Annotated in this window: 13 protein-coding genes, 1 tRNA gene and 2 pseudogenes; 10 read left to right on the forward strand and 6 right to left on the reverse strand. The window is 63.4% G+C overall.

Annotation, left to right across the window (positions count from 1 at the left end; all coding sequences use genetic code 11):
- The first annotated feature begins 174 nt into the window (after nt 1–174).
- Together JNA92_RS19870 and rimI are read left to right on the forward strand one after the other, a co-directional pair.
- Nucleotides 175–963 (forward strand): energy transducer TonB, encoded by a 789-nt coding sequence (locus JNA92_RS19870; RefSeq protein ID WP_241806373.1) that lies wholly within the window; start codon nt 175–177, stop codon nt 961–963.
- Nucleotides 960–1,415 (forward strand): ribosomal protein S18-alanine N-acetyltransferase, encoded by a 456-nt coding sequence (gene rimI, locus JNA92_RS19875; RefSeq protein WP_012316291.1) that lies wholly within the window; start codon nt 960–962, stop codon nt 1,413–1,415. The genes JNA92_RS19870 and rimI overlap by 4 nt, the downstream gene beginning before the upstream one ends.
- A 72-nt stretch (nt 1,416–1,487) precedes the next feature.
- Here rimI and JNA92_RS19880 read toward each other — a convergent pair whose 3' ends face one another.
- Nucleotides 1,488–2,642 (reverse strand): hypothetical protein, encoded by a 1,155-nt coding sequence (locus JNA92_RS19880; RefSeq protein WP_241806296.1) that lies wholly within the window; start codon nt 2,640–2,642, stop codon nt 1,488–1,490.
- A 66-nt stretch (nt 2,643–2,708) separates the two neighbouring features.
- On the opposite strand from JNA92_RS19880, the gene JNA92_RS19885 reads away from it, so the two are divergent.
- Together JNA92_RS19885 and JNA92_RS26160 are read left to right on the forward strand one after the other, a co-directional pair.
- Nucleotides 2,709–3,287 carry a YcbK family protein gene (locus tag JNA92_RS19885; protein ID WP_241806297.1) on the forward strand — a complete coding sequence of 193 codons (579 nt, stop codon included), beginning with the start codon at nt 2,709–2,711 and terminating at the stop codon, nt 3,285–3,287.
- Nucleotides 3,288–3,499: 212 nt separating this feature from the next.
- Nucleotides 3,500–3,754: pseudogene (locus JNA92_RS26160) on the forward strand (RHS repeat-associated core domain-containing protein); the annotation flags it as partial.
- 859 nt (nt 3,755–4,613) lie between these two features.
- Here JNA92_RS26160 and JNA92_RS19900 read toward each other — a convergent pair.
- Together JNA92_RS19900 and JNA92_RS19905 are read right to left on the reverse strand one after the other, a co-directional pair.
- Nucleotides 4,614–4,690, reverse strand: a tRNA-Met gene (locus tag JNA92_RS19900).
- 95 nt (nt 4,691–4,785) lie between these two features.
- Nucleotides 4,786–5,615, reverse strand: a pseudogene (locus JNA92_RS19905) (FecR family protein).
- 181 nt (nt 5,616–5,796) lie between these two features.
- Here JNA92_RS19905 and JNA92_RS19910 point away from each other — a divergent pair.
- The 3 genes from JNA92_RS19910 (at nt 5,797) to JNA92_RS19920 (ending at nt 8,703) form a co-directional block, all read left to right on the forward strand.
- Nucleotides 5,797–7,008 (forward strand): MFS transporter, encoded by a 1,212-nt coding sequence (locus JNA92_RS19910; protein WP_241806298.1) that lies wholly within the window; start codon nt 5,797–5,799, stop codon nt 7,006–7,008.
- A 306-nt stretch (nt 7,009–7,314) separates the two neighbouring features.
- Nucleotides 7,315–7,458 (forward strand): hypothetical protein, encoded by a 144-nt coding sequence (locus JNA92_RS19915; RefSeq protein WP_241806299.1) that lies wholly within the window; start codon nt 7,315–7,317, stop codon nt 7,456–7,458.
- A gap of 84 nt (nt 7,459–7,542) precedes the next feature.
- Nucleotides 7,543–8,703 carry an MFS transporter gene (locus JNA92_RS19920; RefSeq protein WP_241806300.1) on the forward strand — a complete coding sequence of 387 codons (1,161 nt, stop codon included), beginning with the start codon at nt 7,543–7,545 and terminating at the stop codon, nt 8,701–8,703.
- A 52-nt stretch (nt 8,704–8,755) separates the two neighbouring features.
- Here JNA92_RS19920 and JNA92_RS19925 read toward each other — a convergent pair whose 3' ends face one another.
- The 3 genes from JNA92_RS19925 to JNA92_RS19935 all read right to left on the reverse strand — a co-directional run bounded on the left by JNA92_RS19925 (nt 8,756) and on the right by JNA92_RS19935 (nt 12,783).
- Entirely contained in the window at nt 8,756–11,230 is a 2,475-nt protein-coding gene (locus JNA92_RS19925) for a TonB-dependent siderophore receptor (protein WP_241806301.1), read from the reverse strand.
- A gap of 94 nt (nt 11,231–11,324) precedes the next feature.
- Complete coding sequence (locus JNA92_RS19930) at nt 11,325–12,281, reverse strand: FecR domain-containing protein (protein WP_241806302.1); 957 nt, start codon at nt 12,279–12,281, stop codon at nt 11,325–11,327.
- On the reverse strand, nt 12,268–12,783 hold the full coding sequence (locus JNA92_RS19935; RefSeq protein WP_241806375.1) for a sigma-70 family RNA polymerase sigma factor: 516 nt from the start codon (nt 12,781–12,783) through the stop codon (nt 12,268–12,270). Before JNA92_RS19935 ends, JNA92_RS19930 begins: the two co-directional genes overlap by 14 nt.
- Before the next feature lie 169 nt (nt 12,784–12,952).
- On the opposite strand from JNA92_RS19935, the gene JNA92_RS19940 reads away from it, so the two are divergent.
- From JNA92_RS19940 to JNA92_RS19950, 3 genes are read left to right on the forward strand one after another with little or no spacing between them, the layout of a single operon-like run.
- Entirely contained in the window at nt 12,953–13,579 is a 627-nt protein-coding gene (locus JNA92_RS19940) for a DNA-3-methyladenine glycosylase family protein (protein ID WP_241806303.1), read from the forward strand.
- Nucleotides 13,580–13,608: 29 nt separating this feature from the next.
- Nucleotides 13,609–14,661 (forward strand): bifunctional DNA-binding transcriptional regulator/O6-methylguanine-DNA methyltransferase Ada, encoded by a 1,053-nt coding sequence (ada, locus tag JNA92_RS19945; protein WP_241806304.1) that lies wholly within the window; start codon nt 13,609–13,611, stop codon nt 14,659–14,661.
- Nucleotides 14,662–14,717: 56 nt separating this feature from the next.
- On the forward strand, nt 14,718–17,117 hold the full coding sequence (locus JNA92_RS19950; RefSeq protein ID WP_241806305.1) for a DUF3772 domain-containing protein: 2,400 nt from the start codon (nt 14,718–14,720) through the stop codon (nt 17,115–17,117).
- Nucleotides 17,118–17,281 lie beyond the last annotated feature (164 nt).

Raw genomic sequence — 17,281 nt, forward strand, 5'->3', positions numbered from 1 at the left:
CCGGGGGTGAGGATTTCACCCCTTGGTCTGTAATCAGGGATAACCCTGAATTGCCTGGGGGGTTCACTGGCCCCCTGGCCAGTTCAGGCGGTAATTTTCTGCCGACCAGTTGCGGCGCTCGGCAGCCAACAGCGTTAGAATGCCCGCTTGTTCCAGCCCCCGGATACCCGTGCCTTGCTGACCGAGCCCCGCCGCCGCGCCTACCTTTCCGCCATGCAAGTGGTGCATTGGCTGCCGCGCGCCGAACTGCCGTTCGCTGCGCCGTCGCGGCCCGAGTTGCTGTTGCCGCAGGTTCCGGTCGAGCAGGCCGCGTTCGAGGTCAGGCCTTCGCCAGCCTCTGCCAACGAAGCGCCGGTCGCACCACAGGCGCGCTCCGGGGAGCGGCCGAAAATCGAGATTCCGCGCCCGGGCACTACCCCCAAGCCCGCTGCCAAACCGGTCGAGGCCGAGGAGCAAGCCCCCGCACCACGCCCGGCCCCCGTGCCGCCACCGCGTTTTTCGCTGCAACTGCTGCGCGCCGGCAACTGCCTGCTGCTGGTGGAATTGGCCACCGGCCAGCCGTTCCAGAGCCGCGACCCGTCCTACCTGCTGCTCAAGGACATGCTACGCGCCGCAGGCCTGCCAGATGCCCCGCAGATCATCGGCGAGCCGGTACGCTGGCCGCTGCTGGTGCGTGGCAACATGGACCAGGGGCCGGAGGCAGCGCGTGATTTCGTCCAGGGCTTCATCCAGGCGCGCCTTGAACAAGCCCCTTGCACCTGCCTTTGGCTGATCGGCATGCCGGCCTTGCGCTTTGCCGCCAATACCGACGCCCAGGCCTATTACCAAGTACTCAAGCTCGACGGCCTGGGCGATGCCTGGGCCTTGCCGGGCCTTGAACTGTTGATGGACGAGCCGCAGCGCAAGGCGGACGTCTGGAAAGCGATGCGCCAGCTGATGGCGCGCTGGAAGAGCGTTGAATGAGTGAATCGATCAGTTTCCGCCCCATGACCGAGGCGGATCTGGATGCCGTGCTTAAGATCGAATATGCCGCGTTCAGCCATCCCTGGACCCGCGGGATTTTCCAGGATGCGCTCAAGTCCTACGAAGTGTGGTTGATGTTCGATGGCCAGCAGCAGGTCGGCCATGGTGTGATCAACGTGATCATCGACGAAGCGCACCTGCTGAACATTACCGTCAAGCCAGAGAACCAGGGGCGTGGCCTGGGGCTGCGCTTGCTCGAGCACCTGATGGCGCGCGCGTATCAGCTCAATGGGCGGGAGTGCTTCCTGGAGGTTCGGGCCAGCAACCAGTCGGCCTATCGCCTGTATGAGCGCTACGGCTTCAACGAGATTGGCCGGCGGCGGGATTACTACCCGGTGGCTGGCGGGCGTGAGGATGCGCTGGTGATGGCGTGTACCTTGCTCGAAGACTGACAATGCGTTGCGTTTGCTGGCCTCTTCGCGGGGCAAGCCCGCGCCCGCGGAGGCCAGCACGGGCTGCATCGATCAAAGATCCTGAAGCCTCTCGATTGGTGCACGCAAATCCCTCAGGGCCCTCGTAACCACCCCGGTATTGCACTTGGCCGCCGCCTGCTCTGGTGGGTACTTGCGTACGGTGCGGAAGAACAATTCACAGGTCTGCTTCTTCTGCGTGGCCTGCCACTTGTTCGAGCACGCTTCCAGCGTCAGCTTCGCATCGGCTTGCCGATTGCGCCCCATGCCGGCCTGCCAGCACGCCGCCGTCAGGTCCTGGCCCATCATCTTCAGCCCTGCTGCATCAGCTTCGTCCTCGTTGCCACCATGGCTTTGCTTGTCTGCCGCATACCAGATCGCGCTCGGGTGGTTGGCTCCCAGCACCGGCACGCTGGCGCCCGCTTTCGGGCTAATGCTGACCAGGCCCAGCACGCCGACGCGGGGCCCATACTGCTGCTCGACCCAGCTGCGCACGGGGGCGCCGAAAGCCACCATCGGCAGGGCTGATGCATCGAGGGGCACGGTCATCTCCCTGACCATGCGGGTCTGGTAAGTGTTGAAGTAGCTGTAGGTGTCTTTCAGCGCTTCCCCGGCACTGGCCGGGGCTGCAATCGGGGCGATATCGATGATGGTCTGGTAGGCCGGTGTGTCGCTGGCCGTCACGCCATTGAAGGTCAGCAGCTCTGCCCAGCGGTCCGTGGTGTTGGAGCGCAGGTAGTCCTGGGCCTGGGTCAGCGAATAATCCGGCGGGAAATGCAGCAGCTCGATGCTGCGGCGGTTCTGCAGGGCCATGCCCAACGGCAGGAACAGGTACCAGTCGTAGGACCATTTGCCGTCCCTGTTCAGCTCGGTGGCGCCTTGGTAGGCCAGCTCGCCGCTGTCGAGCAGCTGGCGCAGTGGCTCGGTATAACTGGCTGGCACATCGCTGATGGTCGCGTGCAGGCGGTCTGCGTCGCGGCTCACGTGCACCTGGGCGCCCGCGTAGCCGTCGCGGCGTACGCTCATGGTCAGGTAGTGCTCGACCGTCTGCTCCAGCGTCCATTGGCGAAAGCAGATCACGTGGCAGTTGTTGGGGAATGCGAACAGGCGAGTGACACGCTGGGCATCGCCCAGGTCGATCTGAGCATCGGCTGCGGCCAGCCCGCTGAAGGCGAGGGCGGCCAGGCTGGGTAAGGCAATCTTGTGCATGCTTAACTCCTTGTAATGGCCGCCCCGATTGGCGGCGATGCTCATACTGGGGCAGAGGGAGCGGGGATGAAAAGGACGAAATGGCTGCTGATGGCCACAAGCCTGATGCTGGGCGGCGTGGCTCAGGCCGATGAACGTGACCTGTGGATGTTCGCGCAGTGGGCCGGGGATCATCAGACCCGGCCCTTCCGTGAGATGTTGGTGGATGCCCGCTTGTATGGCGTGGTGCCGATTCATCAGCTGCTGCGCTCGGCCTCCGACTGGCGGCTGTGCAAGGCTTCACCGTTTGCCGTGCCGCCGCCAGGCAACTGGGCGGCGGTGCGTTCCACGCTGGCGCTGATCAAGACGCTGGCTGATGAAGGCAGCCTGCGTCAGTTCGAAGTGGTCTCGGCCTACCGTGACCCTGGCTTGAACAGGTGTGCAGGGGGCGCCGTGAACAGCGCCCACACCCGTGCCTTCGCCGTCGATATCCTCTTGCCGGGCTGGGCCGACCCCAATCCGTTGTGTCGCTTCTGGCAACAGCATGGCCAGGCCTGGGGCATGGGGCTGGGGCGCTACCCGACAGGCCGCATCCATATCGACACCGCGGGCTATCGCACCTGGGGCGGTGATGGCAGTCCTGGCTCGTCGTTCTGCAGCAAGTGAAATTGACTTATTGTCAGATGCTTTGGCTGATCGGTTGGAGATTGTTAATGCCTTCTAAGAGAACTAGCATTTTTAACAGTATCCCAAGGTCGGCGTATCGTGAATGATGATCCTCGATCATTCATAGGATATGCACCGTGAAACGCTCCGACAATGATGCTATACAAAAGCGAATGCGGGTTTCGGATAACCTGGATTCTGTAGTGAGCGAGTCCGGGCTGGAGCGCAGATCGGTAGCCTACACTCCTTATGGTCTTGCCCCGAACAGGGAGTCGCTGACAGGTTTTGTAGGCCAGATGCGGTCGTTGGTGCCAGAGGGCTATTTTCTCGGTAATGGATATCGTTTTTATAATACGATTCTCATGCGGTTCAATTCGCCTGATGAACTTAGTCCATTCGAAGCGGGAGGGTTGAATGCCTATGCTTATTGTGCAGGAGATCCCGTGAATCGGACAGATCCTAGTGGCCGCATGTACTATGCTGGAACGGGAAAGATTTACAATTGGGTGCGTCCCTGGGAATCGCCGCTGGGAAGTCAAAGTTCAATGCCAAGGTCAAGGTCAAGGTCAAGGTCAAGGTCCAGGTCCCCTGTGCACGTAGTACCGAGGTCGCCCTCCCCTACAAACCAAAATCGGCCATTGACCCCTGCGCAGCTTAGCCGGGAGGGGGTAGCGGCCAGTTCACGATCGCCAAACCGGGAGTCTAAGCGCACTCAGCTGTGGGTGACCAAAGAAATCGCAGATCGTGCTATACAAAAAGTTCAATTAAGCCAGGCAAGTATGTTTGTGGGGCGAGACGGTGAGTCTAATAGGGAGCTGGTAATTAAATATATAGAGCTCAGGCGATTACATAAATCTTGGGAGGCGCGTTACTTGATGCGGGTGAGCGCTCCATCAACTAGTGATGTCGCAAAGTTGGTGGAACATGGTAGCAAGGCCTTAGCGAACACTGCGTATGAAATTCGCCATAGGACTGATAGCTAATTGAAAATGCAGCGGGGCTCGCTCAGGTTCTGTACGAAATCCGGAGGCACTCAATTGGCGCCTACGCTGAGACGTTGTAAAGTTACCCGCCATCAGCGGCAAGGTGTTCGGTGACAGGTCTGCAAAATGATCGATTCAGCCGCGGTGCGCGCAAACCGCGCCTCAATTGGCGCTCGGAAGAAAAGGGGCTGACGAACCTGCCGATCACGCTCTTGGCTGCAGTCGCGGTGGCCTGGCGACCAAGGTCGCAACAGGTGCGATCTCACGATCGATGCCACACAACCTGTCAATTATTCGAGGGCAAAAGAAAAGGGCCTACCTTGCGGTAAGCCCTTTTCAAGTTTGGTGGCTACACAGGGACTTGAACCCCGGACCCCAGCATTATGAATGCTATGCTCTAACCAACTGAGCTATGTAGCCGATGGCGCGCATTATTCCCTTGTGATGCCCCTCTGTCAACACTCATTTCAAAAAAAATTTGCACGCTTTCAAAAACTTAGCCGCCCAGCCTGGTTTCAGCGCACGATCAGCCATTGGCCGAGAATGCTGTACAGCTGCAGATGCTGCTCGGCAACCAGCGCGTCGAGGGTTTCTGCAGCGCGGTCGAGGTCGAAGTCGCCGCTTACCCGCCGCTGCGCCAGGCGCCCGCGTTTTTGATATCGGCCTTTTGCACCGGGCCGATCCGCGCCTCGGTGAAGGTCACCCGCTCACCCGCAGACACCATACGCTGGTCGCTACCCTGGGCGATCAGGGCTTTGCCATTGAGTACCACCAGTTCGTCATGCTCGGCATAACGCGCCACCATCAGGCGAGTGCCGAACACCTGGATACGCGAATCATCCACCTGCAGTTCAAGGGCGCGGCCGTCGAGCGCCACGTGCACCTCTACCTGGCCCTGCACAACCTGCAACAGGCGGGTGCGCCCGCGCAGGTCGACATTCAGTGCACTCGCGCTGCCCATGTGCAGGGTAGAGCCATCGGCCAGGCGCACGCTGCGCCGCTCGCCAGCGCCAGTGTGCAGGTCGCTGCCCAGGCGCTGCATCAGTGGCCAGTAAAGGTACGCGGCCACGCTCAGCGCCAGCAGGAACAGCAATGCCAGCGCTTTGCCGAGGTGGCTGCGCCGCACGGTGAGCTGGCGGGGGCGGGGCCGTGCCGGTGGCGCCTGCAATTGCTGCCAGCAAGCTTCGAGCTCGGCGTAGGCATGGGCGTTGAGCGGGGCCTGGCACCAGCGGGCGAAAGCCTGCCGTTCACGATCATCGCAGCCAGGCTGGCGCAGGCGGGAGAACCACGCGAGTGCTTGCTGTTGCGCGTCGGCCGGAATCTGCGTGGCGGGCATCGGGCTCATGCTGAAAATGTGCTCGCTAAAGGGCGTTATCGCCCAACGATTACGGGAAATTAGTCGGTGAGGATGCTAAATATATTGAGAACCATTTGCAAGTACGCGGTTAAGCGGGATAAAAAGGTAGCTATGTATCCATTTGTTTCCTGATAATCGGATCCCACACCTGCGCACGGATCTCAAACTCATGGCCATCAGCAGCACCTCCACTGCCAGCACCGGTTCGGCAAGCCAAGCCAACCCCCTGGTGATGCGCATCATCGCCTTCTGTGCACTGGCGCACCTGATCAATGACCTCATCCAGTCGGTGCTGCCGGCGATCTACCCGATGCTCAAGGCCAATTACGACCTGAGTTTCACCCAGATCGGCCTGATCACACTGACCTTTCAGATAACGGCGTCGTTGCTGCAGCCCTGGGTTGGCTTCTTCACCGACCGCCGGCCGACACCGAACCTGTTGCCGCTCGGCACCCTGTGCACATTGGTGGGTATCGTCATGCTGGCTTTCGTCGGCAGCTTCCCGATGATCTTGCTGGCTTCTGCACTGGTGGGTATCGGCTCGTCGACCTTCCACCCGGAGACCTCGCGGATTGCGCGGCTGGCCTCAGGTGGGCGTTTCGGCCTGGCGCAGTCGACCTTTCAGGTGGGTGGCAACGCTGGCTCGGCCTTTGGCCCGCTGCTGGCGGCTGCCATCGTCATCCCGTTCGGCCAGACCCATGTGGCATGGTTCGGCGTGGCAGGGCTGCTGTTCTTCGCCGTGACCCTGATGCTGCGCCGCTGGTACACCGAGCACCTCAACCAGGCCAAGGCACGCAAGGTGGTGCAGGCCACCCATGGCATCTCGCGCAAGCGCGTGATCGGGGCGTTGGTCGTCCTGGGCCTGCTGGTGTTCTCCAAGTACTTCTACATGGCCAGTTTCACCAGCTACTTCACCTTCTATCTGATCGAGAAGTTCGACCTGTCGGTGGCCAGCTCGCAGTTGCACCTGTTCCTGTTCCTTGGCGCGGTCGCGGCCGGCACCTTTTTTGGTGGGCCCATCGGTGACCGTATCGGGCGCAAGGCGGTCATCTGGTTCTCCATCCTCGGTGTGGCGCCTTTCACCCTGGCGCTGCCGTACGCCGATCTGTTCTGGACCACCGTGCTTAGCGTGGTCATTGGCTTCATCCTGGCGTCGGCGTTCTCGGCGATCGTGGTGTACGCCCAGGAGCTGGTGCCGGGCAGTGTGGGCATGATTGCCGGGGTCTTCTTCGGGCTGATGTTCGGCTTCGGCGGGATTGGCGCGGCGCTGCTGGGGTACGTCGCGGATTTGCGCGGTATCGAGTACGTGTATGGCGTATGTTCGTTCCTGCCATTGTTCGGCCTGTTGGCGGTGTTTCTGCCTAACACGGGTAAGCGCTGAGCAGGGGCTGCTTTGCAGCCCAATCGCCGGCAAGCCGGCTCCCACGAGGGATTCGCGCCAGCTGTTGGACGTTGAGCCAGACATTGGATGGGTGTCCAACTTCCTGGGGGCAGGCCATCTTGTGGTAGCCGGCTTGCCGGCGATCACCGGTGAAGCCGGTGCCATGCGCCACCTTCACCGGCAAGACCGTCGCTTGCACTGTCGGGGCCGTGCTGCTGCGCGCGGTGGGCGCGGGCAATTGACGGCTCAACCTGGCTTGGCCTAGAGTGCCGCCTCTTGTCTCCAACCTGCGTAGTAGCCAAAGCAATGCGCCGTACCCCATCCCTTCCATACGCCCGCCAGCCTGCCCTCCAGGCCATGCGTCGCGCGTGGCCGAGCGATACGGTGCTCAAGCGTCGCCGCAGTGTGCTGTTTGCCTTTACCTTCTCGCCACACCTCGCCCTGAACTGACCTGCGCCCCTGCGTCACCCGCTTTCCCGGCGTGCGCCCGGGCGCCTGTATCTGCGCGTCTTTTCAGTTTGCTTGGAGTGGTACATGAACATGCGTTTGCTGGCGGGCCTTCTGTTCGCCGTGTCTGTGGTTGGCTTCAGCCTGGGAGCCAGCCTGCCGCTGGTGTCGTTGCGCCTGCATGAGGCCGGCGCCGGCACCTTGCAGATCGGCATCATCTCGGCCATCCCCGCGGCGGGGATGATGCTGTCGGCGTTCATGGTCGACGCCTGTTGCCGGTACCTGACCCGGCGCACCATCTACCTGCTGTGCTTCAGCCTGTGCACCGTCAGCATCGCCTTGCTGGAGCTGGCCTTCGATTCGGTCTGGATGCTGGCCCTGCTGCGCCTGGGCCTGGGTATCGGGATGGGCATCGCAATCATCCTGGGTGAGTCGTGGGTCAACGAACTGTGCCCGGACCACAACCGCGGCAAGATCATGGCGCTTTACGCCACCAGCTTCACCGGCTTCCAGGTGCTCGGCCCGGCGATGCTCGCAGTGATCGGCGCCAACAGCCCGTGGATCACCGGTGTGGTGAGCCTGTGCTATGGCCTGGCGCTGGTGTGCATTGTGCTGACCGTGCCGAACGATCATGTGGAGCATGGTGACGAGGGTGAGAAAAGCTTCGGCCTGGCGGGCTTCTTCCGCGTCGCCCCGGCGTTGTGCGTGGCTGTGCTGTTCTTCTCGTTCTTCGATGCGGTCGTGCTGTCGTTGTTGCCGGTGTACGCCACCAGCCATGGGTTTGCCGTGGGGGTGGCGGCGCTGATGGTGACGGTGGTGTTCGCCGGTGACATGGTTTTCCAGTTGCCGCTGGGCTGGCTGGCCGACCGGGTCGAGCGTACCGGGCTGCACCTGGTGTGCGGACTGGTGGCGATGGCAATCGGTATCGCCTTGCCGTGGCTGCTGCAGATGACCTGGCTGCTGTGGCCGCTGCTGGTGGTGCTTGGCGCCGTGGCAGGCGGTATCTACACCTTGGCGCTGGTACTGATCGGGCAGCGTTTCAAGGGCCAGGACCTTGTCACCGCCAATGCCAGCGTCGGCTTGTTGTGGGGCGTCGGCAGCCTGGTCGGGCCGCTGGTCAGCGGCGCGGCGATGGATGTGGCGCCGCATGGGTTGCCGATGGCGCTGGCGATCATGGCAGGGCTGTTCGTGTGCGTTGCCCGGCAGTCGTACCGGCGGGCCGGTAAGCTGCGGGCAGTGGCGGACTGAAGCGTGTCGTTGCCAGTGCTGGCCCGGCCGCCGGGCAAGCCGGCCGCCTGCGTCAGAAGCTGCCGCGCAAGGTCACCGAGACATTGCGCGGATCACCCCAGTAATACCCGGTCGGCGTCGGCGCGACCTGGCGGTAGTACTTCTTGTCGAAGATATTGTTGGCATTGAGCTGCAACGAGTAATGCTCGTTGAACCGGTAATTGACCATCGCGTTATACACCGCATACCCCGCCTGGGAGGCTTCGGCGCTGCCGCTGCGGTTGTAGATGTCACTCTGCGCTTGCACGCCGCCGCCAACGGTCCACGCTTGTAGCTCACCCGGCAGGCGATAGCTGGTGAACAGGCGCAGCATGCGCTTGGGGTCGGTGGTGCGGATGGCGTTGCCGGTGTTGCTGATGGTGTCCTTGAGTTGCTTGGTGGTGTTGTAGGTGTAGCCACCGGTTACGTTCCAGCCTGGCAGCACTTCGCCGGAAATCTCCAGCTCGAAGCCTTGGCTGCGGTTCTTGCCTGCAGCGACCTTGCAATAGCCCGAGGTGTAGTTGGGCGGGCAGGGGTTGGGGCCGCTCAGGTCATCCAGGGCGTTGCCGACCTGGTAGATGCGGAAGAACGCCAGCGAGGTGTTCAGCCTTCCTTCGTAGAACTCGCCCTTGATGCCGGTCTCGTAAGCTTCGCCTGTGGTTGGCTCCAGCACCGAGCCGCTGACGTCGGTGGCGGTCTGCGGGTTGAAGATTTCGGTGTAGCTGGCGTAGGTACTGAAGTTGTCGTTGAGGTCATAGATCAGCGCTGCGTACGGCACGATCTTGTTGTCGACGCTGAACTTGCCGTTCGCCTTGACGTTGTTTTCCTGCTCGTAGTCATACCAGTTGGCCCGCGCCCCGATGATTGCCGTGAGCGGGTCGGCCAGGGAAATGCGCCAGGTGGCGTAGGCCGCTTCCTGGGTGGTGCGCGTGCGCACCGGATGGGCGGTGATGTCGATGTCCGGTTCGGCCAGGCTGGTCTTTGGGTCCCATTCGCGGATGTCGAACACCCCAGAAGAGACGAAATTGGTGGCCGAGGCGTAGGAATCGTTGCGGATGCGCTCGACACCCAGCATCAGGTCATGGGTGCGGCCGAGCAGCTCGAACGGCCCATTGAGGGTGGCGCTCAGGTTGTTCTGCAGGCTCTCGCCGTCGTCGCCCTCGGTAACCTGATAGTTCATCAGATAGGGGTTGTTGCCTGGGTTGGCCGCGCCGCTGGCCCGGGTGAAGTAGGTCTGCTTGAACCCGTGGTCATCCAGCTCGAAGTGCGTGCGCTGGGCCATCAGCTTGAGCGACCAATCGTTATCGAAACGGTGTTCGAGCTCGGCAAAGGTCTGCAGGTTGCTGCGGTCCCAGCGGTTCCAGTCGGCACCCAGGTAAGTGCTGCGGCCAAGCGGCAGGGGCGAGCCATCGTAGTTGGCGGGCAGGTTGCCCCAGGCGCCGGTGGCATCGAGCTTGGTCCACTCAAGGCCTGTGGTCAGGGTGGTGCTGTCATTCAGATCGAAGGCCAGCACACCGTAGAACACTTCTTTGCGCTCTTGGCGCGAGTCCTGGAAATGGTCCTTGTCATCGTGCACGGCGATCACCCGGCCGCGCACGTTGCCGGTGTCTGTCAGCGGGCCGGAGAGATCGGCGACATACCGCTGGGCATCCCAGGAAGCGAGGGTGACGCTGCCTTCGCCCTGGAATGCGTGCGTCGGGCGCTTGCGCACCAGGTTGACGGTGCCGGACGGGTTACCCGCGCCGCGGATCATGCCGGTGGCCCCGCGCAAGATCTCGGCGCGGTCGATGATGGCCGAATCGCTCTGGATGAATGAGCCTCCGCCGCTGCCCTGCACCACGGTGGCGCCATCGTACTGGATGGCATCGATCGCATAGCCACGCGAGTAGTACTGCACACGTTCGCTGTCGGTGAGGTTCACCACCACACCCGGCGTCTGCTCCAGCAGGTTGGTCAGGTTGGTGATGTTCTGGTCGTCTATGCGCTGACGGGTGACCACGGTCACCGACTGCGGGGTGTGGCGAATGCTCTGTGCAGTCTTGCCGATGGTGACCGCACCGGTCGTGTACGAGCCACTGTGCTCGGTGGTTTCGCCCAAGCGATCGCTGGAAATGCTGGTCGCACCCAGTTGCAGTGCGCTACCGGCGTCCAGTGCCGGTATCAGCAGAAAACTGTTGTCGCCTTCCTGCTGCACTTGCATACCGCTGCCCATCAGCACCAGGGTCAATGCCTGAGCCGGCTCATGGCGGCCCTGCACGCCCTGGGTGGTCTTGCCCAGCAGGCTGTTCGCATCGAACGACAGGCTCAGGCCGCCTTGGCGCGCCAACTGGTCCAGTGCCGGGGCCAGAGGGCCTGCGGGGATGCTCCAGTCGATTTGCCGGTGCTCGCTGGCGGGTGCAGCGGTGGCCTGTACAGGCAGTGCCAAGGCGCTGCCCAGGCCAATGCCGAACACGGCGGCGCGCACGGCATGGCGCAGCCTGTCGTTGCGGGGGGAACACGGGTGGATCATGGACCGCTCCTGAAGGTTTCGTAGACCACTTTTCGGGTTTTGTTCCTTCAGGCCGAACGAGAATGAGATTCCACCTCATTCTTTTTCAAAAAGTTCAGGCGGCTCCTACGCTGACCCAATAGCGTGTGCGGTAATCGACCCGTACCGGCAGGCTGCGGGTCAGCAGTTGCAGAATCTGCCCTGTATCGTTCAGTTGGTAAGTGCCGGATACCTTGAGCGCCGCCACCTCGCCAGCGCAGCGCAGCAGCCCTGGGCGATAGCGGGCCAGTTCGGCGCAGAACTCGCCCAGTGGCATCTGTTGCACGCTCAGCACACCGTCGGTCCAGCCCCACGGGTCGCCATGCAACGAGGCAAGTGCGTGAGCCCCGCGCGGCGACACCTGCAGCACCTCGCCCGCCCGAACCACCCGTGGTGTAGCGGAGGCGGGGAACAAGGTGACTTCGCCGCGGCGCACAGCCAGCAGCAGCCCCTGGTCGTTCTCGCGCAGCAGCAGTTGGCCGTCCCGGGTGGCCATGGCGCCAACCCGGGTAGTGATGTGGAACGGGCGGTTGTCGCCAGGGTTGCAGGCCAGGCTGACTTCACCGCGTAGCAGCGCCAGTTCGCGCAGCTCGGCGTTGTATCGCAGGTCGATAGCGCTGGCTGTGTTGAGCTGGATCTGGCTGCCATCGCTGCCCTGCAAGCGGCGACGTTCGCCAGTGCCGGTGCGGCTGTCGGCCACCAGGGCGGGCAGGCCTAGCGGCTCACGCGCGGCCCAGCCGACACTGCCGCCGATCGCTATCACCGCCAGCAACTTGAGGTGGTCACGGCGATTGATGCGCTGACGTTGGCGGCCATCCAGGGTGCGTCGGCTAAGGTCGCTGGGCAGCCCCGCCAGCTCGTCGCTAAGGGAGCTCACCCGCTGCCAGGCCTTGGCATTGTGGGGGTGGTGGGCCAACCATTGCTGGAACTGCCGTTCGGTAGCCGGGCTGGGGGTGTCGAAGCGCAGCTTCACCAGCCACTCGATGGCCTGGTCGACCTGAGCCTGGGCGGGTGCATGATCACAGTTCGGCATAGCGCAACCGGTAGCAGACGCCCAGGGCCTTGGCCAGGTCGCGTTCGACGGTGGCGCGCGAAATGCCCAGGCGCAGGGCTATCTGCGCGATACTCAAGCCATCGAGCTGGGCCAGCAGAAAGGCCTGACGGGCGCGTGGCCTGAGCTGGTGCAGGGCGCGGTCAAGGCGCTCGAGGGCATCCAGAATCACCAGGCGATGCTCTTCACTGGGTACTTCGCCTTCAGGTACCTGGGCCAGGCTTTCCTGGTAGGCGCGCTCCAGGGCGCGACGGCGGAACTGGTCGATCATCAGGCCGCGAGCGATGCTGCTCAGGTATGCCCGCGGCTCTTTGATCGGCGAAACCTGGCGCGCGCGCAGCAGGCGCACGAAGGTGTCCTGTGCAAGGTCCGCGGCGTGTTCCTGGCAGCCGACCCGGCTGCGCAGCCAGCCACGTAGCCAAGCGTGATGGGACTGGTAGAGCAGGGCGACTTCGGCGGGTTTGAGCGTGTCGTTGAGCTGCATCGTAGCGGCTGACCCCATGAAGCGCACGTGACTGTGAATAGTTCTCAATTCTATGCATGGATGATGGCACGGGGCAATGGTTGCCAGGAATTAGCTGCGCAAGATTCGGCGTTTCCACGATGCGTGGCTGGGCTAAGCTGGTCCTGCCTTGAACCCACTGGAGCTACGGATGATCCTGGCCGACCTCTCGCCTGAAGCCTACCGCGAAGCCACCGAGTACCTGGCCGCGCTGGACCCTGACTGGGCGCGGCACATTGCTGCGACCGGGCCGTGCCTGCACCGGGCGACGCCGGGGCGCGAGCCTTATGAGGCGTTGGTCCGGGCGATTGCGTACCAGCAACTGCATGCACGAGCGGCCGAGGCGATACTCGGACGATTGCTGGCGTTGTTTCCTGGCGATGGGTTCCCCGGGCCTAGGCAGCTGCTTGAGGTGGCGCCGCAAACGCTGCGTGCCTGTGGGTTTTCCGCCAGCAAGCTGGCGACGATTCAGGGGATTGCCCTGGCCGCGCGGGATGGCGCGGTGCCGTGCCGGGAAGAGGCATTGGGCATGAGCGACGAGGCGTTGATCGAGCGCCTGGTTGCGTTGAGGGGCGTGGGCCGCTGGACCGTCGAGATGCTGCTGATCTACAGCCTGGAGCGTTCGGATGTATTACCGGTGGACGATTTCGCCGTGCGCGAGGGGTATCGTCGCCTCAAGGGGCTGGGCAAGGCGCCGACACCGGCGCAGATGCGTTCGCTGGGCGCCGGGTGGCGCCCCTACCGGACTGTGGCAGCCTGGTATCTGTGGCGGGCCTGAGACGATCAGCTTAGTTGAGGCATACCCCAATGACGCCCTACACCACTGACGAACAACGCTGGCAAGCCGTATACACCCGCGATCCGGCGGCGGCAGGCCATTTCGTCTACGCCGTGCGCACCACCGGCATTTACTGCCAACCTGGCTGCAAGGCGCGCATGGCCAAGCGCGAGAACGTTGAATTCTTCACCGATGCCGCCACCGCGCAGGCCGCAGGCTATCGGCCCTGCCGGCGTTGCCAGGGCAAGCCATCGAGCGTTCGCCACGGCGAACTGGTAGCACGCGCCTGCCGCCTGCTCGAAACCCCGGACAACCCACCCGGCCTGGCCCAGCTCGGTACCCAACTGGGTGTCAGCCCGTACCACCTGCACCGCCTGTTCAAGGCCGAAACCGGCCTCACGCCGAAGGCCTATGCCACAGCCTTCCGCGCCCGGCGCCTGCGCGAGGGGCTGGGCGAGGGGAAAACATCGGTGACCGATGCCATCTTTGCTGCAGGGTACAACTCCAACAGCCGTTTCTACGAAAGCGCCGGTCAGCGCTTGGGCATGCGCCCGCGCCAGTACCTTGCCGGTGGTGCGGGCACGGCCATTCATTTTGCCGTGGGGCAGTGTTCACTGGGGGCGATCCTTGTGGCGCAGAGTGAAAAAGGCATTTGCGCGATCCTGTTGGGGGATGCGCCTGAGACGCTACTGGAGCAATTGCAGGACCAATTCCCCAATGCGCGCCTGATCGGCGGCGATGCCGAGTACGAACGCCTGGTGGCGCAGGTGGTGGGCTTCGTCGAGGCGCCAGCCCTGGGTCTGGACTTGCCTCTGGATGTGCAGGGCACCGCGTTTCAGGAGCGGGTCTGGCAGGCTCTGTGTGAAGTGCCAGTGGGCGGCCGGGTAAGCTACACCGAGATCGCCGAGCGTATTGGCGCGCCCAAGGCCGTGCGCGCAGTGGCCATGGCGTGCGCGGCCAACCGTATCGCCGTGGCGATTCCTTGTCACCGGGTGGTGCGCCGGGACGGCGACATCAGCGGCTACCGCTGGGGGGTGGAGCGCAAGCGGCAACTGTTGGAGCGAGAAACGGCACTCTCCTGAACGCTGTAAGCCGCGTAGAATCCACCGCCAAATAGCCTTGTGATGAGGAACGTTCGATGAGGCGTGCCTGCCTTGCCCGATTTTACCTGGGTGTAATGGCCCTGATGCTGGCGCTTGCGTTGCCGGCCTGGTCGGCCTCCGTGCCGGTTGCCAACCTGGTTGCCGGCGAGCTGCCGGTACTTGATGAAAACGCAAGCATCGAGCAGTTGAGCGACAGGCTCGACCAGATTCGTCAGGGCGTGACCAGCAACGCCAACGACGACCTGCTCTCACAACTGCGCATGGCTACCGTGCAGGTCCAGCGCCAGGCTGATGCGCTGAGTAGCTTGCGCGCTGCCGACGTACAGAGCCTCGACGACAAGCTCAAGGTCCTCGGCCCGGTGCAGAAGGACGAAGCCGCCACCCTGGCCGTGCAGCGCAAGGAGCTGGAGGCGCAGAAAAAGTCCGTGCTCGCTGAGCAGGAACAGGCCACCAAGCTGACCCAGTCGGCGCGCGACCTGTCCACGCAAATCGTCAACCTGCGCCGTAGCCAGTTCAACTCGCAAGTTACCAGCCGCGCGGCCAGCCCGCTGAGCCCTGCCTTTTGGCAGTCGCTGATCCGTCCTACCGAGGACGATGTGATGCGCCTGCGTGACCTGCGCGGCGAGGCGGCCGATGCCGTCGCCAGTGCCTTCAGCGCTGAACACCGCGGGCTCTTCATCACCAGCCTGGTGGCTGCGACCCTGGTCTGGACACTGGTCCGCCTGGTGCTTGAACGCGTGCTCGCTGCCGCCATGGTTCGCTGGCTGCCCGAAGGCCGCCTGCGTCGAAGCGCACTGGCGGTGAGCGTGAGCCTGGCCACCCTGGGCACCATCGCCGGCGCCGTGTCGCTGCTGCGCTGGGGCCTTGAAAGTAGTGCCAGGTTGGGCTCGGACATGGCCAACCTGACCAACCACTTCCTCCTGCTCGTGGTGTTCAGTGCCTTCATCACCGGCCTTGGCCGGGCCATGTTGATGCTGCAACGGCCATCCTGGCGCCTGCCGCCGATCCCCGACGAAGTGGCCACTGCTCTGGGTTGGTTCCCCAAGTTGCTGGCCCTGGCACTGATGGTGATGCTGACCTTCGAGCGCATCAACAGTGTGATCGGCACCAGCCTGGCGCTGACTGTCGCCATCAATGGCCTGACCGCGCTGGTGGTGGCCGCGATCTTCTTGGCGGCGCTGGTACGTTACCGCCGTACCTTGCGCAAACATGGGCTGGCGCGCCCGACCGGGCTGGCAGGGCTGATCCCGTTCGTGATCGTGGTGTGGGTCGGGCTGATCCTGCTGACGTTGCTGGCCGGTTACCTCACCCTGGCCTACTTCCTCACTGCCAAGCTGCTGTGGATCAGTGTGGTCGCCACCTGCGCTTACCTGTTGACCACCTTCCTGGCTGACCTGTGCGAAATCCTGCTGTCGCCGCGCCAACCCGGAGGCCTGGCACTGGCGTCGTCGCTGGGCCTGGCACCACGTCACCAGGCGCAGGCCAGTACCATCCTGACCGGTGTCAGCCGCACGGTCCTGCTGTTCCTGGCCGTGATGCTGGCGTTTATGCCCTCTGGCACCAGCCCGGGCGAGTTGCTGCTGAGCCTGGGCGATTGGGACGGCACCGGTGGCAAATTGCTCGGCAACCTGAACATCGTGCCCCAGGACATCCTGCTGGCCGTGGCGTTGCTGTTGGGCGGCATGCTCGGTATCCGTGTGCTCAAGCGCTGGCTGAGCGAGCGCCTGCTGCCGGAAACCGACATGGACGCCGGCATGCGTGCCTCGCTGGTAACGTTGGTCGGTTATTTGGGCTTCCTGTTCCTGGCCATGCTGGTGATGTCGACGTTGCACATCAACCTCACCAGCCTGACCTGGGTGGTCAGTGCGCTGTCGGTGGGTATCGGTTTCGGCTTGCAGCAGATCGTGCAGAATTTCATCTCCGGTCTGATCCTGCTCACCGAACGCCCGGTCAAGGTGGGCGACTGGGTGAGCCTGGCCGGCGTCGAGGGTGACATTCGCCGTATCAACGTGCGCGCCACCGAGATCCAGATGTCCGACCGCTCCACGGTGATCGTGCCCAACTCGCAGTTCATCTCGCAGAACGTGCGCAACGTGACCATGGGCAATGCCTTGGGCGTGGTGGGCATTACCCTGACCTTGCCATTGGATACCGATGCCAACCAGGTTCGCGACCTGCTGCTGAGTGCTTTTCACGAGCATGAAGCGATCCTGGACGCGCCGGCTGCGTCGGTAAGCTTCAAGGACCTGACGGCCAGCGGTATGGTGATCGGTGTCAGTGGCTATGTGGCGGGGCCGCGGCAGGTGTCGGGGGCGCGCAGCGACCTGCTGTTCACCATCCTGGGGCGTTTGCGTGATGAGGGCATTGCCCTGTCTTCACCGCAGAGCATGGTGCTGGTGCAGGAGGGCGCGCGCCAGGGCGACGAGCCGGCGTGAAGGCTTTGCGCGCAAGCCGGCCTGCGGCGGTGCTGCGTCAGGGCTGAGTGGGAGCGACTGTCTTGCTGGCGATACAGGCGCAGCGGTGAATGGCACCGGCTTCACCGGTGATCGCCGGCAAGCCCGGCACACATGGATTGCGCCGGCTTTTAGAAATTGGGCAA

The organism is Pseudomonas putida (genome assembly GCF_022627325.1).
In the GTDB taxonomy this organism is placed as follows: Bacteria; Pseudomonadota; Gammaproteobacteria; order Pseudomonadales; family Pseudomonadaceae; genus Aquipseudomonas; species Aquipseudomonas putida_X.